Source organism: Paraburkholderia bryophila (assembly GCF_003269035.1).
Taxonomy (GTDB): domain Bacteria; phylum Pseudomonadota; class Gammaproteobacteria; order Burkholderiales; family Burkholderiaceae; genus Paraburkholderia; species Paraburkholderia bryophila.
Map to the genome: position 1 here is coordinate 71,946 of NZ_QLTK01000003.1, position 23,503 is coordinate 95,448.

Here is a 23,503-nt window from a genome sequence, read left to right on the forward strand (position 1 = left end):
CCGGCCATAAAAAAACCGCCTCCGGAGGGTTCCGGAGGCGGTTTTGGCAAGCTTCCAACTAATTGAAAATTAAAGAATTTCCGACGCGTAATCGGCAAGTCGCGAACGTTCGCCGCGCGCCAGCGTGACATGCCCGCTGTGCGCCCAGCCCTTGAAGCGGTCGACCACGTAGGTCAACCCCGAACTGCCTTCGGTCAGGTACGGCGTATCGATCTGCGCGATGTTGCCGAGGCAGATGATCTTCGTCCCCGGACCTGCGCGCGTGACCAGCGTCTTCATCTGTTTCGGCGTCAGATTCTGCGCCTCGTCGATGATCAGATACTTGTCCACGAACGTGCGGCCGCGCATGAAGTTCATGCTCTTGACCTTCAGGCGCGAACGGATCAGCTCCTGCGTGGCGGCGCGGCCCCACTCGCCGGCGGCGTCGTCGGTTTTCTGCAGGACTTCAAGGTTGTCGTCGAATGCACCCATCCACGGCTGCATTTTTTCTTCTTCCGTACCCGGCAGGAAGCCGATGTCTTCACCCACCGGCACCGTGGCGCGCGTCACGATGATCTCGTTGTAGCGCTTGTCGTCGAGCACTTGCGCCAGACCGGCGGCGAGCGCGACCAGCGTCTTGCCGGTACCGGCTTGACCCAGCAGCGTGACGAAGTCGATCTCCGGATTCATCAACAGGTTCAACGCGAAATTCTGCTCGCGGTTACGCGCCGTGATGCCCCACACGTTGTTCTTGTGGTGCCCGTAGTCGCGCAAGGTTTGCAGCAGCGCGGTCTTGCCGTTCAACTCGCGCACCAGCGCATGAAACGCCGGTTCGCCGTTTTGCGGCTCCAGATAGACGAACTCGTTGACCAGCATCGACGCGCACAGCGGACCCGTCACCCGGTAATACGTGGTGCCGGTTTTGGTGTCCTGCCAGCTCTCCATGCCCTTCGCGTGCTTGGTCCAGAAGTCCTGCGGCAGCGCGCGGATGCCCGAGTACAGCAGATCGCTGTCTTCGAGCACCTGGTCGTTGAAGTAATCTTCGGCGGGCAGGCCGAGCGCGTGCGCCTTGATGCGCATGTTGATGTCTTTCGACACCAGCACGACCTGGCGATCCGCCCGGTCGCGCTGCAACGCGCGCACGACGCCGAGAATCTGGTTGTCGGCTTTACCTTCCGGCAGACCTTCCACCGGCTCGATGGTGGCCAGCGTGGTCTGGAAGAACAGACGACCGGACGCCTCGCGACTACCCAGACGGGCGAGCGAAATGCCGTCGGAGATATTGCCGGCGTTGGCCACCAGTGCATCCAGCGTGCGGCTTACCTGACGCGCGTTACGCGCGACTTCCGACATGCCCTTCTTGTGGTTGTCGAGTTCTTCCAACGTCATCATGGGCAGATAGACGTCGTGTTCCTCGAACCGGAACAGGCAGCTTGGATCGTGCATCAGCACGTTCGTGTCGAGTACGAACAGCTTCTGCACTTCGGCCGGATCGGCGCTCGCGCCGCGTTTCTTGCCGGCGCCGCGCGTGGCGGGCGCAACGGCCGCGGGTTTGGCTGCGTCGGCCTGCTTCGCGCTCGGCGCGCGCGCCACTACCGGTTGTGCTGCGGGTGCGGCCGGCTCGGCGTGCGGACGGGCTGCGGGGACCGGCTGCAACAAGGCAGCGGTTTGCTTCGATTTGCGGCCGGGCGCCGCTGCGTTGCGCGCCGGAGCAGCCTGCTCCGCGGAAGCATTCGCAACAGGGGTTGCCGACGACGCCGGCACGGTGCGCAAGGTGGTCGCGGCATTGGCGGCATTCGCCATGGGTTTGGCGACGTTCGCGCGGCCGTAATCGGCCGACTCTGCGGCTTCCCCGTCGCCAGCCTGTTTCTTCGAGGCGGAGCGCGCCGGCGTAGCGGCTTTGGCCTTGTATTCGTCAGGCGGCAGGAGATTGCCGAGCTTGCTGGGGGGAGTAGGCAAAGGCATGGTTTCCCTCGAATTAATCGGGTCACATATCGTGCGCCGCCTGTCGCATTCTGCTGGTGCCAGTGAGTGCGCACGCAGTTTGCGCCCGGAGGCGCGCATTCGGTCTAGAGATGCCGGTTCGCCTGGGTTTCGATCGGCTCCTTAACGGAAGCACGCAGCCGCGTGAACGAACGGCCGCGCGCAATTAAAAAAGCCGCCGCCCCGGCGTACGGGGCAAGCGGCTCGCCTTCAATGCTCGCGTTGCGCCTCACGACTCCGACAGCACCGGCAGATCCGGTAAAACGGCCGTCGAGTCTGGCGCAGCGGCGAAAAATTTGGGGTGGACAGGCACTCATTGCGGCCCAATATAGCGCGCCTCAAAGCGCTTGTACAGCCTCCAGAATATCGTCGACGTGGCCGGGCACCTTGACGCCGCGCCACTCCTGGCGCAGCACCCCTTCAGCGTCGATGAGGAACGTGGAGCGTTCGATTCCCCGTACTTCATTGCCATACATTTTCTTCATTTTCATGACGCCGAACAGCGCGCACAACGTTTCTTCCGGATCGGAGATCAGCGGGAACGGCAATTCGAGCTTCGCCTTGAAATTGTCATGCGAGCGCAGGCTGTCGCGCGACACGCCGAGGATTTCCGCGCCGGCTTTCCTGAACTTCGGATACAGGTCGCGGAACTGCAGGCCTTCGGTCGTGCAGCCTGGCGTGTTGTCCTTCGGATAGAAATACAGCACCACCTTCTTGCCCCGCAGCTTGGACAGCGTGATCTCGCCACCGGTAGCGGGGGCGGTGAAGTCGGGGATGGGTTGGTCGACTGCGATGGGCACGAGGTTCTCCGGTTGTTAGGGTCGGCGCCGCAGCAGGGCTGTGGCGGCGTCGGCCTGGCATCGAGGCTGGGGGAGGTGGCCGGCGCGCGGCATGGTCTCGCGCGGCGGCCGGGTCGTCAGGCGGGCTGCCGACGGCTGGCGGTCCGCTCAGGGCTGGACAATCAACTCGCCGGAGCGGCCTGGAATTTCGCCCCACGTAACAGGGTACGATGGCAACGTGTCGCGGTCTAGCGTGGCGTAGTAATCACCCATCGTCGCGAAGGTATGGCCTTGCGCGCGCCAGCCGTCCAGCAGTTGTTCGAAAACAGGCGCGAGCTTTTGCCCTTCGAGTTCCGCGTGCAGCGTGAAGACCTGATCGTGCGGGTTGTTGTCGGTGTGCTTCAGCATCCAGGCGGCGACGTTGTGCAGATCGACGCCGTCCACGCCGAGCACTTCGTCGAGCGTGGGCAGCGTGGTGGGCATCTGCACATGGGCGAGCGTCTTGCCGTCGACCACCGGCAGATACGGCGAACGGCCGCGGCCGTCGGAGGCGTAACGCATGCCCCATGTGTCGATCTGCTCGAACGCATGGCCGTTCATCTGCCAGCCGGCCGCGCCGTGGGTGACCGGTGGCGCACCGAACACCTCGCAGAAACGGTCGTGGCTTTTGCCCATTTGCGCGGCGGTCCATGCACGGTCTTTCGTGCGCACGTTGTCCTGCCAGTACACGTGATCCCACGTATGAATGCCGCATTCGAAGCCGGCTTCGTGGATCGCCCGCATCTCCGCCGCCGCTTTCGCGCCGATGTCCGGGCCGGGCAGCAGCACGCCATACATCAACTGCCTGACGCCGTAATGTTCGACCACCGAGGTGCGCGACACCTTCTTCAGAAAGCCCGGCCGCAAGACGCGACGCATCGCCCAACCGGTGTGGTCGGGCCCGAGGCTGAAGAGGAAAGTGGCGCGCGCCTTGAAGCGGTCGAAGATGCGCGCGAGATTCGGCACGCCTTCGCGGGTGCCGCGTAGCGTGTCGACGTCGATCTTCAGAACGATACGGGCCAAGGATCAGCCCTTATTGCTGTTCGACGAGCGCGCGCGCTTCGCCGACGTGGCCGCGATACGCTTCGAAAATCTTGCGCAGCGCTTCGTCGAAGGTCGACTTCGGCGCCCAGTCGAGTTCCTGCATCGTGTTGTCGATCTTCGGCACGCGGTTCTGCACGTCCTGATAGCCGCTGCCGTAGTACGCGCCCGACGAGGTTTCGACCAGCTGCACTTTCTGCGCGAGCTCCGCGTATTCCGGGAACTCGGCGGCGAGCGCCAGCATCTTGTGCGCGAGCTCGCGCACCGAGAAGTTGTTGGTCGGGTTGCCGATGTTGTAGATCTTGCCCGTGGCGACACCGTCTTTGTTCTCGATGATCTTCATCAGCGCGCCGATGCCGTCGTCGATATCCGTGAACGCGCGCTTCTGGGCGCCGCCGTCCACCAGGCTGATGTTCTCGCCGCGCACGATATGGCCGAGGAACTGCGTGACCACGCGCGAGCTGCCTTCCTTCGGCGTGTAGATCGAGTCGAGGCCCGGGCCGATCCAGTTGAACGGACGGAACAGCGTGAAGTTCAGGCCTTCCATGCCGTAGCCCCAGATCACGCGGTCCATCAGCTGTTTCGAGCACGCGTAGATCCAGCGCGGCTTGTTGATCGGACCGTACGACAGTTGCGATTCTTCCGGATCGAACTGCTCGTCCGTGCACATGCCGTAGACCTCGGAGGTGGACGGAAACACGAGGTGCTTGCCGTACTTCACGGCCGAACGCACGATCGGCAGGTTCGCCTCGAAGTCGAGTTCGAACACCCGCAGCGGCTGCTTCACATACGTGGCGGGCGTGGCGATCGCGACCAGCGGCAGGATCACGTCGCACTTCTTGATGTGGTACTCGACCCATTCCTTGTTGATCGTGATGTCGCCTTCGAAGAAGTGCATCCGCTCATGATTGACGAGGTCGCCCAGACGTTCGGTCTGCATGTCCATCCCGAAGACTTCCCAGTCGGTCGTTTCGAGAATGCGTTTGGACAGGTGATGGCCGATGAAGCCGTTCACACCCAGAATCAGGACTTTTTTCATGAGGAGCGAGGAATTTGGGAGGGAATCTGAATGAACTGGGCGAATTCGGCTGGCGTGACGACGGGTTCGCTGCCGTCGTGCTGGCGCCGCAACTCGTGGATGGTGATCGCACGACCGTCGCCGCCTATCGCGAAAATGCCATTATCGCTTACGTGTAGGCCCGGGGGCAAATCCGAGCGAAGCGCGCCGGGCGCGGCCAGGCGCGCGCGCGCGACGATGAAACGCTGTCCGTTGAGATCGGTGAACGCGCCGGGATAGGGCGGTGCGACCGCGCGGATCAGGTTGTAGACCTGCTGCGCGGATTGCGTCCAGTCGATGCGGCCGTCTTCCGGCTTGCGCCCGCCGTAATAGCTGCCTTGCGCGAGGTCGTTCGGCAGATGCGGCGCTTCGCCTGCGAGTAAGGCCGGCAGCACGCGCCACAGGGTTTGCTCGGCGGCCACCGTGACTTTGTCGAACACCTGCGCGGCGGTGTCGTCGGGCAGGATCGGCACCGGCGTTTGCGCGATGATCGCACCCGCGTCGGGCCTCGCGGCCATTTCATGCAGCGTCGCGCCGGTTTCGGTTTCGCCGTGGATTACCGCCCAGTTGGTCGGTACGCGGCCGCGATACTTGGGCAGCAGCGAGCCGTGCATGTTGTAAGCGCCCCGTGCGGCGAGCGCCAGCAGGTCGACCGGCAACATGTGGCGGTAGTAGAACGAGAAGATGAAGTCCGGCCGCGCGGCGCTCACCGCGGCGCGCAGTTCGGCGCTTTTCGGGTCGGCCGGCGTGACGACCGGAATGCCGTGCTCGGCCGCGACCGAAGCCACGCTGCCGAACCAGATATTCTCGGTCGGGCTGTCTTCATGGGTGACGACCAGCGCCACCTCGACGCCGCGCGCGAGCAGCACCTGCAGGCAGCGCACGCCGACATTGTGATACGCGAATACGACAGCGCGCGGCTTCATGGAGTCGGTCCCTGATCGACCAGCGGCGCGGCCTGCACGGCCTGCACGACGGCCTGACGCGGCGCTTCGGCGACGGTCGCGCCGTCGCGCTGTTCGAGAATGGTTTGCACCAGATAACGCGGACGCGCGCGCACCTGCTGATAAATCCGGCCGATGTATTCGCCGAGCAGCCCGAGCGCGAAGATGATCACGCCGAGCAGGAAGAAGATCACGGCGAACAGCGTGAACACACCTTGCACTTCCGCGCCGATGATAAAGCGGCGAATCAGCAGCAGCACGAACAGCGCCGCGGAGCCGAGCGACAGGATCACGCCGATGAACGACAGCCATTGCAGCGGCACCACCGAAAAACCGGTCACCAGGTCGAAGTTCAGGCGGATCAGCGAATACAGCGAGTACTTCGATTCGCCGGCAAAGCGCTCTTCGTGCGCGACTTCGATTTCGACTGGATTCTGCGCGAAGGTGTACGCGAGCGCCGGAATGAACGTGTTGATTTCGCCGCACCGGTTGATCGTGTCGATGATGTGCCGGCTGTACGCGCGCAGCATGCAGCCCTGGTCGGTCATCTTGATGCGGGTGATGCGTTCGCGCAGCCGGTTCATCGCGCGCGAGGCCTTGCGGCGGAACAGGCTGTCCTGCCGCTGCAGACGGATCGTGCCGACGTAGTCGTAGCCTTCGCGCATCTTCGCCACCAGCTTGGCGATTTCTTCCGGCGGGTTCTGCAGATCGGCGTCGAGCGTGATGACGATCTCGCCGCGCGATTGCTCGAAGCCCGCGAGAATCGCCATGTGCTGGCCGTAGTTGCCGTTCAGCAGGATCACCCGGGTGGTGTCGGGGCGCGCGCGGAACTGCTCGGCGAGCAGCGCGGCGGATTTGTCGCGGCTGCCGTCGTTGATGAAGATCACTTCATAACCGGTGCCGAGCGCGTCGAGCGCCGGGTACAGGCGCGCGAACAGCGCCGCCAGCCCGGCTTCCTCGTTGTACACCGGGATGATGATCGACACTTCCGGTGCGACAGCGCGATGTTCCGAATAACTCATTTCCGCTTATTTTCCGTATTGTTCGCAAATTTCATTGACCGCGCGGCAGACCCGCGTCACGTCGCCTTCGTTCATCTGCGTGAACAGCGGCAGCGTGACGGTGCTCGCGCCATAGCGCTCGGCGTGCGGGAACATGCCTTCCCGGAAACCGCGCGCCTTGTAGAGCGAGAACAGATGGATCGCCGGGTAGTGCACACCCGTGCCGATGCCGCGCTCTTTCATTTCGCCCATGAAGCCCGCGCGGTCGATCGAGAGCTTGTCGAGCGGCAGCGTGACCAGGTACATGTGCCAGTTGCTGTTGTCGAAGTCCGCAAGCGGCAGGCCCAGGCCCAGCTTGACTGCGGCGCCCCCTTCGAAACCATCGAAGTAGGCCCGCGCCAGTTTGCGGCGCTGCGCGGTGAAGCGCTCGATATGCGGCAACTGACCGAGACCGACGCGCGCGGCGACGTCCGTCAGATTGTATTTACCGCCCAGCAGATCGCAGTCCATGCCGTCGAAGCCGGATCGCGTGATGCCTTGCAGGCGGTACTTCTGCGCGAGGATCGCTTCTTCCTCGTTGTTGAGCACCAGTGCGCCGCCTTCGATCGAAGTCAGGTTCTTGTTCGCGTGGAAGCTGAACGACACGATGTCGCCCAGTTTGCCGATGCGCTCGCCGTTCCAGCTCGAGCCGAACGCCTGCGCGGCGTCTTCGATCACGCGCAGCTGGTGGGCGCGGGCGATCTCGTACAGCCGGTCCATATCGACCGGCAAGCCCGACAGAAACACCGGAATCAATGCCTTGGTGCGCGGCGTGATGGCCTTTTCGAGCAGATCGAGATCGATATTGCGGGTGGCCGGATCGATGTCGACGAACACCGGCGTCGCGCCGACCTCATAGATGACGTTGCTGGTGGAGACCCACGACGCGGGCGTCGTGATGACTTCGTCGCCTTCGCCCACGCCGGCAATGCGCAGCCCGATTTCGAGCGTCGCCGTGCCGGAATTGAAGGTGCGCACCGGACGGCCGCCGCAGAACTCGGAGAGCGCCGCCTCGAACTTCTGGTTCTGCGGGCCGGTGGTGATCCACCCGGAGCGCAGGACCTCGGCAACACCCTGAATCGTTTCTTCATCGATTTCGGGTTTCACAAACGGCAAAAACGGCACGGTTGGCTGGGTCATGAATGCTTCGCTCGATTGAAAGGGTTGTCAGCCAGAGGGCGCGCAGTAAACCACAGAGTCCGCGCAAACCCAAGGCCACAACTAAAAAAGTGCAACCGCACAGCATACCGCGGTCAAGCTTATGTCTTGCTGAGCCGGCGTGGCGACACGCTCCGGGTTATCGCCGACGGCGTCTTTCGCCGCCTTTCGCCGTGCCCCGAACCGCCGGGCCACGCGGGCCACCGGGCAATAAACGGTAATAAACCGGGCCCGGCAAACCGCTGCCGGGCCGTGGCGCCTAGCTGCGCGCCAGGATCAGCACGCCGATCAGGATCACGCCGATCCCGATCAGCTTCTGCACCGACAGGACCTCGCCGAACAGATACCACGCGGCGAACGCATTGACCACGTAGCCGAGCGACAGCATCGGATAGGCGATCGACACGTCCACCCGCGACAGCCCGACGATCCACACGACGAGGCTGATCACATAACAGGCCAGTCCGGCGATGATAGGCGGCTGTGTCGCGATCCGGAAACCGATGGGCAGGATGTTCGCACGGGTGAATTCGAAGTGTCCAACGGCATTCGTTCCGGCTTTGAGCAGCAACTGCGCGCAGGCGTTCAACGTCACGCCGGCGAGGATACAGAAGAGGGAAATCGGGTTCATCGAACGATCAGGTCCTGAGATGGGGTCACGGTTGCGGTTTTTCCAGCGCCGGCGCCGGCGTTGTGCCCGTGCCCGTGGGCGCGAGCGGCTTCGCGACCACGACCCGGCGCGAGTCCTGGGCGATCACCTGCATCGGCAAGCCGGTTTTGAGCAACTGGTCGTAAGTGGACGGCGGGATCAGTGCGAGTGCGTAGCGGTCGGCCTTCCAGCGCTCGACCCAGGCGTCGACGCTCGGCAGCCACTTCTGCGGTTCGACGGAAATGCCGAACGCCAGTTCGTCGGGGTGCGCGACCATGATCATCGTATGGTCGACGTAGAACGGCAGCGTGTGGTCGAGCACGCCGACCGAATAGAACGGCGTGTCCGGCGGCAGTTTGGCGATTTCGGCCTTGATGGCGGGCGCGAGCGGCGCACCGGAACTCAGCCGGCCGAACACTTCGTGACCGGTGCCGGCGATCGTGCCGAGCAGCAGCCACGCCGCGCCGAACGTGGCGAGCGCGCCGAGGCCGCCGGCCCGGTTGCGGCGGTTCAGCCACAACGCCGTCAGCGTCAGCACGAACGCCACGCCGAGCGCCGCCAGCACCCAGCTACGATATTCGGCGTACAGCTCGGTGGGATTGCGCGCGCTGCCGAAGCGCGTCATGAATAGCGCGGCGAACGCGGCCACGACGAGAAACAGCGCGTAGCCGGCCAGATGACGGCGCAACTGGTCGCGCGTGGCGAGCGGCAGGTACATGCCGATCACGAGCGCAATGGGCGGGGCGATAGGCAGCGTGTACGACAGCAGCTTGGAGTGCGACGCGCTGAAGAACAGGAAGATGAAGCCGGTCCAGACCAGCATCATCGTGACCGGCGCGAAGCCGTTCGGCTGGCGCGGCAGACGCAGCGCGTGGCGCAGGCTCTGCACGGTCACCGACAGCCACGGCAGGAAGCCCACCAGCAGCACCGGCACGAAGTAGTAGAACGGTCCCGGCCGGTTCTGCTCGGGCGTCAGATAGCGCTTGAACTGCTGGACGATGAAGAAGAAGTTCAGGAATTCGGGGTTGCGTTGCTGCACCAGCACGAACCACGGCGTCACGATCGCGAAGAACACGATCAGACCGCCGATCAGATGCAGACGCTTCCACACCGCCCAGTCGCGTGCGATCAGCGTGTAGAGCACCAGCACCGCGCCCGGCAGGATCAGGCCGACGAGGCCCTTGGAGAGCACCGCGAGCGCCATTGCGCCCCAGCACACCCACATCCACGCGCGCACGTTCGCGGTCGGCAGGTTGGGGCGCTGCGCGAGCAGCAGCGCGCACAGCGTCAGCTCCATCCAGAACGACAGGCCCATGTCGAGCGTGTTGAAGTGACCCATCAGGTTCCAGTACGGCGACGTGGCCAGCACGATCGCGGCGAACACGCCGGTCGCCGCGTTGAACACGCGCGCGCCCGTGAAGCCGATCAGCAGCACGCCGGCAAAGCCCGTCAGCGCCGTATAAAGCCGCGCCTGCCATTCGCCGATGCCGAACCACGCGAACGTCAGTGCGTTCGCCCAGGTCTGCAGCGGCGGTTTCTCGAAGTACTTGTAGCCGTTGTAGCGCGGCGTGATCCAGTCGCCGGTGACGAACATCTCGCGCGCCATTTCGGCGTAGCGGCCTTCGTCGCTCGGCAGCAGATGGCGCCAGCCGAGTGGCACGAACCAGATCGCGGCCAGAGCCAGCAGGAGCAGCAGGATCGTCGTGCGGTTGAGCGGTAGCCTCGACGGCATATCGTTCATGGGTTTATTTAACCTGTTTGGCGACGCCGCGCGGGGCGGCGAAGCGGTGTTGTCTGGAAATGTCGGGAAACGGCGCCCGGCTCCGATGGCGCGCAGTGTACGTTATCGGCCCGGGCGCGGCCAGGTGCGCGGTCTGGCTGGCGGCGCGAACTTGCCGGATGGCGGGTAGGGAAACATCCGCCGGCTCGCTCAACGGCGCGCACGCGAGCCGGATCGACGCCACGCCGCCCCATGAGGGCGCCAGCCGGACATCAGGCGGACGCCACCCGGCGCGCACGGCCCTGCTAGCCTTCGATCAGCAGCGCGACCGCGACCTTGCGGCCCTCGGCCATCAGAATGTTGTACGTGCGGCAGGCGGCCTTGAAGTCCATGGTTTCGACGCCGATGCGCTTCGCGGTCAGCGCGGCGGTCAGACGCGGGTGCGGAAAACGCAGCCGTTCGCCGCTGCCGAACACCACTACTTCGGGTTCGGCGTCCACCAGCATGGCGAAATGCTCGGCGCTCAACTGGTCGAACGAGGAGACGGGCCAAGGGATGACCGGCGCGTTGGGCAGCACGAGAATGCTGCCCGAATGACGCACCAGATTGATTTCGACGTAGTCGGCGCCGTAACCGGTGACGGTGTTGAGGGCGCCGCTGGCATCCTGATGTAATTTCAAATTCGTATTCCGAAGTCGTCGTGGGACATCTTGCGAGGCGGTGACCCGGCCGCGTGGGACGCAGGCGGGGCGGGGCGACGCGAGTCGTGAAACACGAGAGGGCCGGTCCATTCCGCAGCGCGGCCCGCAACGCTCGAAGGGCCGAAAAGGCTTGCCGTTGCGGTTGGTGCATTGCGGAAGTCGGCCAAAATCCGCTAAATTATAACTTTTTAGCCGCCTTGCGGCGCCCCTCGCCGATCCGCCGCCACAAGCCGCGTTGACGATACGGGGCGCGACCCACCGGCTACCTGCACCGGTTTTTCCGCTTTCGCACGCCTTTCGGCTGTATTTCGACCCACGGCCGGTCGGGCGGTGCAATCCGCGTCTGGCGGCCGTCGCCGGCCGATGCGCGGGCGGACTGCGACCGAATCTTGACCGAATTCCCCGTATCGGCGAACCGCCCGGCGTTGCGCGCCCCGCGCCGGTTCGCCCAAGCCAACAACCAGGATCCCGTGCCCGCCGTGAAACCGATACTCAAATCCAACAAGTTGTTGAATGTCTGCTATGACATTCGCGGGCCTGTCCTCGAACATGCGAAACGGCTCGAGGAAGAGGGCCACCGCATCATCAAGCTGAACATCGGCAACCTCGCGCCGTTCGGTTTCGACGCACCGGACGAGATCATTCAGGACATGATCCTGAACCTGCCGGGTTCGTCGGGCTACTCCGATTCGAAGGGCGTGTTCGCCGCGCGCAAGGCGATCATGCATTACACGCAGCAAAAGGGCGTGCATGGCGTCGAGCTGGATGACATCTACATCGGTAACGGCGCCTCCGAGCTGATCGTGATGGCGCTGCAAGGCCTGCTCAACGACGGCGACGAAGTCCTGCTGCCGGCGCCCGACTACCCGCTGTGGACCGCCGGCGTGAGCCTGTCGGGCGGCACGCCGGTGCATTACATCTGCGACGAGTCGAACCGCTGGATGCCCGACCTCGACGACATCCGCGCGAAAATCACGCCGAATACGCGCGCGCTCGTCGTGATCAACCCGAACAATCCGACCGGCGCGCTGTATTCGGACGAACTGCTGCTCGGCCTGATCGAGATCGCCCGCCAGCACGGCCTCGTGATCTTCGCCGACGAGGTCTACGACAAGATCGTCTACGACGGCAAGCAGCACACGGCGCTCGCGTCGCTGTCCGAAGACGTGCTGACGGTCACCTTCAACAGCCTCTCGAAGAGCTACCGCGCCTGCGGCTACCGCGCCGGCTGGATGTTCATCTCGGGCCTCACCGCCGGCGAGAACCGCCGCCACGCGAAAGACTATTTCGAAGGGCTCGGCATTCTGGCCTCCATGCGCCTGTGCCCGAACGTGCCCGGCCAGTACGCGATACAGACCGCGCTGGGCGGCTACCAGAGCATCAACGACCTGATCCTGCCGGGCGGTCGCCTGTACAAACAGCGCGAACTCGCGTATGACATGCTGACGGCGATCCCCGGCGTGAGCTGCGTGAAGCCCGAAGCGGCCCTCTACATGTTCCCGCGCCTCGACCCGAAGATTTACCCGATCCAGGACGACCAGCAGTTCATCCTCGATCTTCTGCTGGAAGAGCGCGTGCTGCTCGTGCAGGGCACCGGTTTTAACTGGAAGACGCCGGATCACTTCCGCGTCGTGTTCCTGCCGAACCTGGACGATCTCGCGGATTCGATCAACCGGATCGCGCGCTTCCTCGACGGTTACCGCAAGCGTCACGCCGCCTAGCGCACAATGTGGAGCCGGGCGCGGCCAAGGCCGCGCCGCATCGCGCGCCACCCGTTTATTTTTCAACCTCTAATCGAAAACACACGCTGCATGGAACCGATCAAAGTTGGACTGCTGGGCTTCGGCACGGTAGGCAGCGGCACCTTCACGGTACTGCGCCGCAATCAGGAAGAAATCAAACGCCGCGCGGGCCGCGGCATCGAGATCGCGCGCATTGCCGTGCGCAATCCCGCCAAAGCGACAGCGGCGCTCGGCACGGAAGCCGGCACGGTGGCGCTGACCGATGACTTCAACGCGGTGGTCGACGATCCGTCGATCGATATCGTGGCCGAAATGATCGGCGGCACGGGTGTGGCGCGCGATCTGGTGCTGCGCGCGATCAACAACCGCAAGCACGTGGTCACCGCCAACAAGGCGCTGCTCGCGGTGCACGGCACGGAAATCTTCGAAGCGGCGCGCGCCAACGGCGTGATGGTGTCGTTCGAGGCGGCGGTGGCGGGCGGCATTCCGATCATCAAGGCGCTGCGCGAAGGGCTCACGGCCAATCGCATCCAGTACATCGCGGGCATCATCAACGGCACCACGAATTACATTCTGTCGGAAATGCGCGACCGCGGGCTCGACTTCGCGACCGCGCTGAAGGCCGCCCAGGAGCTGGGTTATGCCGAAGCCGACCCGACCTTCGACATCGAAGGCGTGGACGCCGCGCACAAGGCGACGATCATGAGCGCGATCGCGTTCGGCGTGCCGGTGCAGTTCGACCGCGCTTACGTGGAAGGCATCAGCAAGCTCGCGGCGATCGACATCAAATACGCCGAGGAACTCGGCTATCGCATCAAGCTGCTCGGTATCGCGCGCCGCACGGACAAGGGCATCGAATTGCGCGTGCACCCCACGCTGATCCCGGAGAAGCGTCTGCTGGCCAACGTGGAAGGCGCCATGAACGCGGTCGTGGTGCACGGCGACGCCGTCGGCACCACGCTGTACTACGGCAAGGGCGCGGGCGCGGAGCCGACGGCGTCGGCCGTCGTCGCCGATCTGGTCGACGTGACGCGTCTGCATACGGCCGACCCGGAGCACCGCGTGCCGCATCTGGCGTTCCAGCCGGACAGCCTGTCGAGCACCCCGATCCTGCCGATCGACGAAGTGACGAGCGGTTACTACCTGCGTCTGCGGGTGGCGGACGTGACCGGCGTGCTGGCCGACATCACGCGCATTCTGGCGGACACGGGCATCTCGATCGACGCATTGCTGCAAAAGGAATCGGAGCAGGTCGACGCGAACGGCAAGGGCGAAACCGACATCATCCTGATCACGCACGAAACGGTCGAAAAGCACGTCAACGCCGCGATCGGAACGATCGAAGCATTGAGCACCGTTGTCTCGCAAGTCACGAAGCTGCGCATGGAAGCGCTGAACTAGGCCGAACTATGAACTATCTTTCCACGCGCGGCGCCGGAGCCGGCGAGCGCCACACCTTCTCCCAGATCCTGCTGGGCGGTCTCGCGAAAGACGGCGGCCTGTATCTGCCGGCCGACTATCCGCGCGTCACCGCCGACGAACTGGCGCGCTGGCGCACGCTGCCGTACGCGGACCTCGCGTTCGAGATCCTGTCGAAATTCAGCGACGACATTCCCGCCGAGGACCTGCGCGCGCTGACCCGCAAGACCTACACGGCCGCGACCTATTGCAATGTGCGCGACGACGAAAGCGCCGCGCAGATTACGCCGCTCAAGACGCTCGGCGTCGAAAACGGCGCGCCGCTCGCGCTGCTCGAGTTGTCGAACGGGCCGACACTCGCGTTCAAGGACATGGCGATGCAGTTGATCGGCAACCTGTTCGAGTACGCGCTGGCCAAGCATGGCGAGACGCTCAACATTCTCGGCGCGACCTCGGGCGACACCGGCAGCGCCGCCGAATACGCCATGCGCGGCAAGCAGGGCATCAGCGTGTTCATGCTGTCGCCGCACAAGAAAATGAGCGCGTTCCAGACGGCGCAGATGTACAGCCTGCAGGACCCGAACATTTTCAACATCGCGGTGGAGGGCGTGTTCGACGACGCGCAGGACATCGTCAAGGCGGTCTCGAACGACCACGCTTTCAAGGCGAAGCACAAGATCGGCACGGTCAATTCGATCAATTGGGCGCGGGTCGTCGCGCAGGTCGTGTACTACTTCAAGGGCTATTTCGCCGCGACGAAGTCGAACGACGAGCGCGTGTCGTTCACGGTGCCGTCGGGCAATTTCGGCAATGTGTGCGCGGGGCATATCGCGCGCATGATGGGTCTGCCGATCGAGAAGCTGGTGGTCGCCACGAATGAAAACGACGTGCTCGACGAGTTCTTCCGCACCGGCATCTATCGTGTGCGTAAGGCCGCCGAGACGTATCACACGAGCAGCCCGAGCATGGATATTTCGAAGGCCTCGAACTTCGAACGCTTCGTGTTCGATCTGCTGGGCCGCGATCCGGCGCGCGTGCTGCAACTGTTCCGCGACGTCGAGGAGAAGGGCGGTTTCGACCTCGCGGCGAGCGGCGATTTCGCGCGCGTGCAGGCGTTCGGTTTCGTGTCGGGCCGCAGCAGCCACGAGACCCGCGTGGCAACCATCCGCGACGTGTTCGAGCGTTACGGCACGATGATCGACACGCACACGGCCGACGGCCTGAAGGTGGCGCGCGAGCATCTGCAGCCGGGTATTCCGATGATCGTGCTGGAGACGGCGCAGCCCATCAAGTTCGGCGAAACGATCCGAGAAGCGCTGCTGCGCGAACCGGAGCGGCCGGCCGCGTTCGCGGGGCTGGAGTCGCTGCCGCAGCGGTTCGAAGTGCTGCCGGCGGATGCGCAGCGCGTGAAGGACTTCATCGTCGCGAAGACGGGCGGTTGAGTCGCCGTGCCGCGGTGCGTGGGTCGGTCGACCATGCACCGTGGTTGCTGTCTGCGCATCGACCGCGCCGCCAACCCCTAAAGCCCTCCATAACGCCCGGCTCCCCATGCCGTCCGCGTCGGCCGCTACAATATTCCTTTAACCTGCGGCTTCGAAACCAGAGATGTCCACCTCCACGCCCCGCGCTCCGATGCTCGCTACCGCCGAAGCATTGGCGACCCTGCTCAGCGCCGCAAGCCCGATCGACGGCGTCGAATCGATTCCCACGCTGGAAGCGCTGAATCGGGTCCTGTCGGCCGACGTCACGTCGCCGCTCGACGTCCCGCCGATGCATACCAGTTCCATGGACGGCTACGCGATCCGCGTGGCGGACCTCACGGATATCACAGACCTTACTGCCGCCGGTAACAAGCGTTTGCCGGTCTCGCAACGCATTCCGGCTGGCCACGCGCCCGAGCCGCTCAAGCCCGGCACCGCCGCGCGAATCTTTACGGGCGCGACGGTGCCGCCCGGTGCGGACGCCATCGTGATGCAGGAGCAAACCGAAGCCGCCGGCGGCGACGTCACGATCCTGCACCGCCCGCAAGCGGGCGAGTGGATCACGGCGCAAGGCGCGGACATTCGCAGCGGTTCGGTGATCCTGCCGGCCGGTACGCGGCTCACGCCGCAAGCGTTGGGTCTGGCGGCGTCGGTCGGTTGCGCGACGCTGGCGGTGCGGCGGCGCGTCAAGGTCGCGGTTTTCTTTACCGGCGACGAGCTGACCATGCCGGGCGAACCGCTCAAACCCGGCGCGATCTACAACTCGAACCGCTTCACGCTGCGCGGTCTGCTGGACAAACTCGGCTGCGACGTGACCGACTACGGCATCGTCGTCGACAAGCTGGACGCGACCCGCGCCACGCTGCGCGAGGCCGCCGTGGCGCATGACCTGATCCTGACGTGCGGCGGCGTATCGGTGGGCGAGGAGGATCACGTGAAGCCGGCGGTCGAGGCCGAAGGGCGTCTGTCGATGTGGCAGATCGCGATGAAGCCCGGCAAGCCGCTCGCGTTTGGCGCGGTGCGGCGTGGTGCGGCGCCTGAAGGCGCGGCACTTGCGGGGGCTCGTTCAGGCCCGGCTACCGCATCCGTATCCGAAACGTTCTTTATCGGCCTGCCGGGCAACCCCGTTTCGAGTTTCGCCACGTTCCTGCTGTTCGTGCGCCCGTTCATTCTCAGCCTGGCCGGTGTGCAGACGGTCGCGCCGCGTACGCTATCGTTGCGCGCCGACTTCACGCAGAACAAGGCCGATCGCCGCAACGAGTTCCTGCGCGCGCGGATCAACCCAGCCGGCGGCCTCGATCTGTTTCCGAATCAGAGCTCGGCGGTGCTGACATCGACAGTGTGGGGCGACGGCCTGATCGACAATCCGCCGAACCACGCGATCAGCGCCGGCGAGACCGTGCGCTTCATTCCCTTTTCCGAATTGCTGAACTGAGGCCGGCACGTGCCGGCGGCATCCCGATGAAGATTCAACTGCGATATTTTGCGAGCGTGCGCGAAGCGCTCGATCTGGCCGACGAAACGGTCGACCTGCCGGACGGCATCGCCACCGTCGGCGACGTGCGCGCGTGGCTGCGCGTACGCGGCGGCGCCTGGGCCGAGACGCTGGCCGAAGGCCGCGCACTGCGCATGGCCTGCAATCACGTGATGACGGACGCCGGGACGCGCGTCACGGAAGGTTGCGAGGTCGCGTTCTTTCCGCCGGTCACGGGCGGCTGACCGCTCGCAGCCTCACCCAACCCTCAGGAGCCCCGATGCCCGTACGCGTCCAGACCGAAGACTTCGACCTCACCGCCGAGGTCGCCGCGTTGCGCGCACGCAATCCGAAGATCGGTGCGGTGGCGTGTTTCGTCGGCACCGTGCGCGATCTGAACGAAGGCAGCACGGTCGAGACGATGGAGCTCGAACACTATCCGGGTATGACGGAGAAGTCGCTGGAAGCGATCGTCGTCAGTGCACGCGGGCGCTGGCCGGGCATCGAGGTGCTGATCGTGCATCGGGTCGGTAAGCTCTATCCGCTCGATCAGATCGTGCTGGTGGCGACGACCGCGGCGCATCGCGGGGACGCTTTCGCGGCGTGTGAATTCGTGATGGATTATCTGAAGAGCGAGGCGCCGTTCTGGAAGAAGGAAAAGACGGCGGCCGGGGAGCGCTGGGTCGACGCCCGCGTCACCGACGACGCCGCACTGGCGCGCTGGGGCATCGAATCGGGGAATCGGACGGCGAAGTAGGCTTGGAAGCAGGCGAGGTCTCAGGCGCTGCAGCCTCCCCTAAGCTTACTCATCCCTCCCCCGGCCGATAATCCGCGTCGGAAACGGCTCACCTGGTCGACGCACCGCGTCATGGCCATCTTCTTCATTCCGCGCACGCTTTGGCGCGACGCGTTCCAGCAGCGCCTGCTGCTCCGCCGGAATCTTGTAGTCCCAGCCGAAGCGGCTCAACTGCAAACTCTGCGCAATGCGGAGGGCAGGCTCCATGAAACGGATCGCGGCGGCGGGTTCATAGCGCGACTCGACCGTATCCAGAAACAGATATAACCAGCGGCTGAAGTGCCGCGGCTCGACGCCTTCGAGCGGCTGATGGGCTTGCTGCACGTTGCCGCGATACTGTTTCGCGCCGAGCACGAGACTGCCCCAGAACAGACACATTTTCGGCAGATGCTCGTCCCGGCGGCCCGCCAGGCTTGCATCGAAAACCGGGCCGAGCAGCGCATCCGCACGCACTCGGTCGTAAAAGGAATAGACGAGCTCGCGGACGTTTGCCTCGGTGGGTTCGGCGGCACGCTCGACGGCCGGTGCGGCGGGGAAAGACGGGTTCATGCGGATTCCGGAAATGCGGCTGGCTGAGTTGCCAATAATTGGCCGATTATCGGTTAATTATTGGCCAATGAACGTGGCAATGACCGCAGCCAATAAGTATGCCCAATGACGGCAATCACCGCCGTCCATTTCCACACAGCGCCACAGACCGTCAGGAATGGCCCCAAAGAGAAGCAAACTCAAGGAAGTAAGCCACGAAAACCTTCCTTTTCGTATGAATGGACTGCGCGGGAAACGTTACCATTACTGCCGAAAGACAAACTCCGTCCATCAGCGCAAAACAATAAAACATGCGTTGAGCCCGCATCTTAGGGCGAACAGGCGGTGCCCGGCAACCCTTGCGTCGGCGCGGTTTTCCTCCGGATCGCGGCTTGCGCTCATCGTGATACCTGCACTTATGAGACTGACCGACTACACGGATTATTCGCTGCGCGTTCTGCTGTATCTTGCTGTCCGTGGCGAGGGATTGTCGACGATTCAGGACATCTCGGACGCCTACGGAATATCCAAGAACCATTTAATGAAAGTGGTTCAGCAACTCGGCGAACTCGGCTGGGTCGAGACGGTGCGTGGGCGCAACGGCGGCTTGCGGCTGGCCGAAAAAAGCAGCGCGCTGACCGTTGGCGAAATCGTGCGGGCCACGGAAAGCGACTTCGCGCTGGTCGGCTGCTTTCCCGACCAGCAGGGCGAGCGCCGTTCATGCGTCATTACGCCACAATGCCGTTTGCGCAACGCGCTCGAAGCGGCACGCAATGCTTTCCTTAACGAGCTCGACCGGCATACCATCGGTGAGGTCGCGCAGCCTCACGGGCCGCTGGCGGCGCTGCTCGGTTTGAGCAGCATCATCCCGATCATGCCGCTTGCGACGGTTGGACCGGCTGGCGGCGACCCCGCGCCGGTGTCCTGAGGACGGCCAGGCAGTTCGTTCGCACCAAATGTTAAATAGTTGCCGCGAAGGCCAAAAAAGCGCTTGAAACCTGGGAAAAACGCCTCATTTTGGTGGTAATCGAAATTGGAGGTCTCTTGATGAGAATCGACAAACTCACCACTAAATTCCAGGAAGCACTGTCGGACGCGCAGAGTCTCGCGGTCGGTCATGACAATCAATACATCGAACCGGTTCATGTCCTGTCCGCGCTCGTCGCGCAGCAGGATGGTTCGGCGCGCTCGCTGCTGTCGCGGGCCGGCGTGCATGTGCAGGCGTTGCAAACGGCGCTCAACGACGCGATGACGCGCCTGCCGCAGGTGCAGGGCACCGACGGCAACGTGCAGATCGGTCGCGAGCTGACGGGGTTGCTGAACCAGGCGGACAAGGAAGCGCAGAAGCTCAACGATACCTTCATTGCGAGCGAGATGTTCCTGCTCGCGGTGGCGGACGACAAAGGCGAAGCCGGCCGTCTCGCGCGTCAACACGGCCTGTCGCGCAAATCGCTCGAAAGCGCGATCGCGGCGGTGCGCGGCGGCTCGCAGGTGCATAGCCAGGACGCCGAAAGCCAGCGCGAAGCGCTGAAGAAATACACCGTCGACCTGACCGAGCGAGCACGCGCCGGCAAGCTCGATCCGGTGATTGGCCGCGACGACGAAATCCGCCGCTCGATCCAGATCCTGCAACGCCGCACCAAGAACAATCCGGTGCTGATCGGCGAACCGGGCGTGGGCAAAACTGCGATCGTCGAAGGTCTCGCGCAGCGTATTGTGAACGGCGAAGTGCCGGAAACGCTCAAGGGCAAGCGCGTGCTGTCGCTCGATATGGCGGCGTTGCTGGCCGGCGCCAAGTATCGCGGCGAGTTCGAAGAGCGGCTGAAGGCCGTGCTGAACGACATCGCAAAAGACGAAGGGCAGACCATCGTCTTTATCGACGAAATTCACACCATGGTCGGCGCGGGCAAGGCCGAAGGCGCGATGGACGCGGGCAACATGCTCAAGCCGGCGCTCTCGCGCGGCGAGCTGCATTGCGTCGGCGCCACCACGCTCGACGAATACCGCAAGTACATCGAAAAGGATGCCGCGCTCGAACGCCGCTTCCAGAAGGTATTGGTGGACGAGCCGTCGGTGGAAGCCACCATCGCGATCTTGCGCGGCTTGCAGGAAAAGTACGAACTGCATCATGGCGTCGACATCACCGACCCGGCTATCGTCGCGGCGGCGGAACTGTCGCATCGCTACATCACGGATCGTTTCCTGCCGGACAAGGCGATCGACCTGATCGACGAAGCCGCGTCGAAGATCAAGATGGAAATCGATTCGAAGCCGGAAGAAATGGACCGGCTCGATCGTCGCCTGATCCAGTTGAAGATCGAACGCGAAGCCGTCAAGAAGGAAAAAGACGAAGCCTCGCAAAAGCGTTTGCAGTTGATCGAGGAGGAAATCGAAAAGCTGAACCGCGACTACTCGGATCTCGACGAAATCTGGACCGCGGAAAAAGCCGCGGTGCAGGGCAGCGCGCAGTTGAAGGAAGAGATCGAGAAGACCCGCGCGGAAATCACCCGCTTGCAGCGCGAAGGCAAGCTGGAAAAGGTCGCCGAGTTGCAGTACGGCAAGCTGCCGGGGCTCGAGGCGCAGTTGAAGGAAGTGACCCAGGCCGAAGCGAACGAGCAGAGTAATCCCACGCGTCCGCGGCTGTTGCGCACGCAGGTCGGCGCGGAAGAAATCGCGGAAGTCGTGTCGCGGTCCACCGGCATTCCGGTCTCGCGCATGATGCAGGGTGAGCGCGAAAAGCTGCTGCAGATCGAAGAAAAACTGCACGACCGCGTGGTCGGGCAGGACGAGGCGATCACCGCGGTGGCCGATGCGATCCGCCGCTCGCGCGCCGGTCTGTCCGATCCGAACCGGCCATACGGTTCGTTCCTGTTCCTCGGCCCGACCGGTGTGGGTAAGACGGAGCTGTGCAAGGCCCTGGCGTCGTTCCTGTTCGATTCCGAAGATCACCTGATCCGGATCGACATGAGCGAGTTCATGGAGAAGCATAGCGTCGCGCGTTTGATCGGCGCGCCGCCGGGCTACGTCGGTTACGAAGAGGGCGGGTACCTGACCGAAGCCGTGCGTCGCAAGCCGTACAGCGTGATCCTGCTGGACGAAATTGAGAAGGCGCATCCGGATGTGTTCAACGTGCTGCTGCAGGTGCTCGACGACGGCCGCATGACCGACGGTCAGGGCCGCACCGTCGACTTCAAGAACACGGTGATCGTGATGACTTCGAACCTCGGTTCGCAGGTGATCCAGGCGATGGTCGGCGAGCCGCAGGAAGCGGTGAAGGACGCGGTCTGGGAAGAGGTGAAGCTGCACTTCCGGCCCGAGTTCCTGAACCGGATCGACGACGTCGTGGTGTTCCATGCGCTCGATCGCTCGAATATCCAGTCGATCGCGCGGATCCAGTTGCAGCGTCTGCACGAGCGGCTGGCCAAGCTCGACATGCAACTGGTGGTGTCGGACGAAGCGCTCGAACACGTCGGCAAGGTCGGCTACGATCCGCTGTTCGGTGCGCGGCCGTTGAAGCGTGCGATCCAGCAGGAGATCGAGAACCCGGTCGCCAAGCTGATTCTGGCCGGCAAGTTCGGTCCGAAAGACGTGATTCCGGTCGAAGTGGAGGACGGCAAGCTGGTCTTCGAACGCGTCGTGCATTAAGCGAAGTGCATTCGCGTCGGGCCTAACCCGATGGCTTGATGAATAGAAAAGCGGCAACGAAGTGATCTTCGTTGCCGCTTTTTTTTGCCCGTTTTGCTACCCGATCAACGGATAAGCGCCATGACGCGCGAGCGTCGTGGATCAGGCGTTGCCCTTGTTGAACAACGCCGACAGACCACCCAGCGCGCCGAGCACGGTCGTTGAATTGAGCTTGCCTTCGGCGGGCACTTCGCCTTCCGGCGTGGCGGCATTGACGACATGCGGCAGGATCTGCGAGAGCAGGCCGGTGACCTGATCCGGCTGGACGCCGGCCTTGGCCGCGAGGTTCGTGACGGCGTCCGAACCGAGCACGCTGTGCAGCGCGTCGGCCGAGATCGGCTGGTTGTCGCCATTGCTGACCCACGACGTCACGACGTCGCCGAGGCCCTTTTCCTTGAAACGGTCGATCAGGCCGTTCAGCCCGCCGGGCTGATTGTTGACGAATTCGAGGGCGGCTGAAATCAGGGCTTGCTGGCCGCCGCCTTCAGGCGATTTGCCAATCAGGGAACCGATAGTGTCGAGTAGGCTCATGACGGTCTCTCTTGAATGCCGACGCGCGATTGACGAGTCGGCGGGTGAAAACGCCGCGCGGTTGCGCGGCGCCGTGTAAAGCAGGCCTGGCGACGGTTGGACGATGCTGCTGCCGTTAGCGCGGAGTGGCGATGTGCGGATCGCACACCTCGCGCTTCACGTCACGCATCGCACGGAACGCTCGCAGCCTGCGCCTCGCCCCGGGTTATGCGCCGCCTGAAGCTGCCGCGGCCGATGCTGCCTTGCTCTTCTTTGCCTTCTTTTTCGAAGCCTTGGTGCCGGACGCGTCGGTTGGCGCGCTTGCGGCCGCTGTCGTTGCCGTCGGCGTCGCCTTGGTGCTTGCGCTGCCGACCGGCTTGGTTGCCGCCTTGGCCCCACTCGGCGGGGTGGCTGAACCGTTGATGGTCAGCCCGGCCGCTTCGAGGTTCGTGACGGACTTCGTGCCGATGCCTTTGACGCGCGCGGCGAGATCATCGGCATTTTTGAACGGGCCATTCTTGGTGCGCTCGTCGATGATCGCCTTGGCATGCACCGGACCGATACCCTTGACCGATTCGAGCGCTGCCTGATCGGCGGAGTTCACTTCCACGGCGGCGGCAAACCCGGCCGACAGCGATAAAGCCAAAGCAACGCAAAGCATTAAAAGCTTCTTCAGCATGGCGAGCACTCCATTGAGGGCAAAAAAGTTAGCCGTAAAAGACAACTCAGGATGACTCGGGACAACCCGGCGCGCCTCGGGGCGACACACCTGTCAGTCG

At 63.9% G+C, this 23,503-nt stretch carries 21 protein-coding genes; 8 read left to right on the forward strand and 13 right to left on the reverse strand.

Features of this window, described 5'->3' with window-relative positions; genetic code table 11:
• Window positions 1-69: 69 nt before the first annotated feature.
• The 10 genes from BX591_RS07215 to BX591_RS07265 all read right to left on the reverse strand — a co-directional run bounded on the left by BX591_RS07215 (window position 70) and on the right by BX591_RS07265 (window position 11,069).
• Complete coding sequence (locus tag BX591_RS07215) at window positions 70-1,944, reverse strand: PhoH family protein (protein WP_111929986.1); 1,875 nt, start codon at window positions 1,942-1,944, stop codon at window positions 70-72.
• Window positions 1,945-2,300: 356 nt separating this feature from the next.
• Window positions 2,301-2,762: a peroxiredoxin gene (locus BX591_RS07225; protein ID WP_111929987.1), complete on the reverse strand. Its 462-nt coding sequence runs from the start codon at window positions 2,760-2,762 to the stop codon at window positions 2,301-2,303.
• A 147-nt stretch (window positions 2,763-2,909) separates the two neighbouring features.
• On the reverse strand, window positions 2,910-3,803 hold the full coding sequence (locus BX591_RS07230) for a polysaccharide deacetylase family protein (protein WP_111929988.1): 894 nt from the start codon (window positions 3,801-3,803) through the stop codon (window positions 2,910-2,912).
• Between the two features lie 10 nt (window positions 3,804-3,813).
• On the reverse strand, window positions 3,814-4,860 hold the full coding sequence (locus BX591_RS07235; RefSeq protein ID WP_111929989.1) for a bifunctional UDP-4-keto-pentose/UDP-xylose synthase: 1,047 nt from the start codon (window positions 4,858-4,860) through the stop codon (window positions 3,814-3,816).
• Complete coding sequence (locus BX591_RS07240; RefSeq protein WP_111929990.1) at window positions 4,857-5,804, reverse strand: formyltransferase; 948 nt, start codon at window positions 5,802-5,804, stop codon at window positions 4,857-4,859. The genes BX591_RS07235 and BX591_RS07240 overlap by 4 nt, the downstream gene beginning before the upstream one ends.
• Window positions 5,801-6,844, reverse strand: a complete 1,044-nt coding sequence (locus BX591_RS07245; RefSeq protein ID WP_111929991.1) for a glycosyltransferase — start codon at window positions 6,842-6,844, stop codon at window positions 5,801-5,803. Before BX591_RS07245 ends, BX591_RS07240 begins: the two co-directional genes overlap by 4 nt.
• A gap of 6 nt (window positions 6,845-6,850) precedes the next feature.
• Window positions 6,851-8,002 (reverse strand): DegT/DnrJ/EryC1/StrS family aminotransferase, encoded by a 1,152-nt coding sequence (locus BX591_RS07250; protein ID WP_111929992.1) that lies wholly within the window; start codon window positions 8,000-8,002, stop codon window positions 6,851-6,853.
• A 277-nt stretch (window positions 8,003-8,279) separates the two neighbouring features.
• Window positions 8,280-8,651 (reverse strand): SMR family transporter, encoded by a 372-nt coding sequence (locus BX591_RS07255; protein WP_105508358.1) that lies wholly within the window; start codon window positions 8,649-8,651, stop codon window positions 8,280-8,282.
• 25 nt (window positions 8,652-8,676) lie between these two features.
• Window positions 8,677-10,410: a glycosyltransferase family 39 protein gene (locus tag BX591_RS07260; RefSeq protein WP_111929993.1), complete on the reverse strand. Its 1,734-nt coding sequence runs from the start codon at window positions 10,408-10,410 to the stop codon at window positions 8,677-8,679.
• 284 nt (window positions 10,411-10,694) lie between these two features.
• On the reverse strand, window positions 10,695-11,069 hold the full coding sequence (locus BX591_RS07265) for an Mth938-like domain-containing protein (RefSeq protein ID WP_111929994.1): 375 nt from the start codon (window positions 11,067-11,069) through the stop codon (window positions 10,695-10,697).
• 491 nt (window positions 11,070-11,560) lie between these two features.
• Between BX591_RS07265 and BX591_RS07270 the strand changes: the two genes are divergently transcribed.
• The 6 genes from BX591_RS07270 to BX591_RS07295 all read left to right on the forward strand — a co-directional run bounded on the left by BX591_RS07270 (window position 11,561) and on the right by BX591_RS07295 (window position 17,963).
• Complete coding sequence (locus BX591_RS07270) at window positions 11,561-12,811, forward strand: pyridoxal phosphate-dependent aminotransferase (RefSeq protein ID WP_111930264.1); 1,251 nt, start codon at window positions 11,561-11,563, stop codon at window positions 12,809-12,811.
• Between the two features lie 90 nt (window positions 12,812-12,901).
• The gene (locus tag BX591_RS07275; RefSeq protein ID WP_111929995.1) at window positions 12,902-14,233 is read left to right on the forward strand and encodes a homoserine dehydrogenase; all 1,332 of its coding nucleotides are present in this window, start codon (window positions 12,902-12,904) and stop codon (window positions 14,231-14,233) included.
• An 8-nt stretch (window positions 14,234-14,241) separates the two neighbouring features.
• Window positions 14,242-15,693, forward strand: coding sequence for a threonine synthase (gene thrC, locus BX591_RS07280; RefSeq protein WP_111929996.1), 1,452 nt, complete (start codon window positions 14,242-14,244; stop codon window positions 15,691-15,693).
• A 190-nt stretch (window positions 15,694-15,883) separates the two neighbouring features.
• Complete coding sequence (locus BX591_RS07285) at window positions 15,884-17,167, forward strand: molybdopterin molybdotransferase MoeA (RefSeq protein ID WP_111929997.1); 1,284 nt, start codon at window positions 15,884-15,886, stop codon at window positions 17,165-17,167.
• A 26-nt stretch (window positions 17,168-17,193) separates the two neighbouring features.
• Entirely contained in the window at window positions 17,194-17,451 is a 258-nt protein-coding gene (gene moaD, locus BX591_RS07290; RefSeq protein WP_111929998.1) for a molybdopterin converting factor subunit 1, read from the forward strand.
• A gap of 35 nt (window positions 17,452-17,486) precedes the next feature.
• Window positions 17,487-17,963 carry a molybdenum cofactor biosynthesis protein MoaE gene (locus BX591_RS07295; RefSeq protein ID WP_111929999.1) on the forward strand — a complete coding sequence of 159 codons (477 nt, stop codon included), beginning with the start codon at window positions 17,487-17,489 and terminating at the stop codon, window positions 17,961-17,963.
• 45 nt (window positions 17,964-18,008) lie between these two features.
• Here BX591_RS07295 and BX591_RS07300 read toward each other — a convergent pair whose 3' ends face one another.
• Window positions 18,009-18,551: a group III truncated hemoglobin gene (locus BX591_RS07300; RefSeq protein ID WP_111930000.1), complete on the reverse strand. Its 543-nt coding sequence runs from the start codon at window positions 18,549-18,551 to the stop codon at window positions 18,009-18,011.
• Window positions 18,552-18,948: 397 nt separating this feature from the next.
• Between BX591_RS07300 and BX591_RS07305 the strand changes: the two genes are divergently transcribed.
• A complete protein-coding gene (locus BX591_RS07305; RefSeq protein ID WP_111930001.1) occupies window positions 18,949-19,458 on the forward strand; it encodes an Rrf2 family transcriptional regulator in 510 nt (169 codons plus the stop codon).
• 119 nt (window positions 19,459-19,577) lie between these two features.
• Entirely contained in the window at window positions 19,578-22,175 is a 2,598-nt protein-coding gene (clpB, locus tag BX591_RS07310; protein WP_111930002.1) for an ATP-dependent chaperone ClpB, read from the forward strand.
• A gap of 141 nt (window positions 22,176-22,316) precedes the next feature.
• Here the strand turns inward: clpB and BX591_RS07315 are convergent, their stop codons facing one another.
• Both BX591_RS07315 and BX591_RS07320 read right to left on the reverse strand, forming a co-directional pair.
• Complete coding sequence (locus BX591_RS07315; RefSeq protein WP_111930003.1) at window positions 22,317-22,745, reverse strand: YidB family protein; 429 nt, start codon at window positions 22,743-22,745, stop codon at window positions 22,317-22,319.
• 205 nt (window positions 22,746-22,950) lie between these two features.
• Window positions 22,951-23,403 (reverse strand): ComEA family DNA-binding protein, encoded by a 453-nt coding sequence (locus tag BX591_RS07320; RefSeq protein WP_111930004.1) that lies wholly within the window; start codon window positions 23,401-23,403, stop codon window positions 22,951-22,953.
• Window positions 23,404-23,503 lie beyond the last annotated feature (100 nt).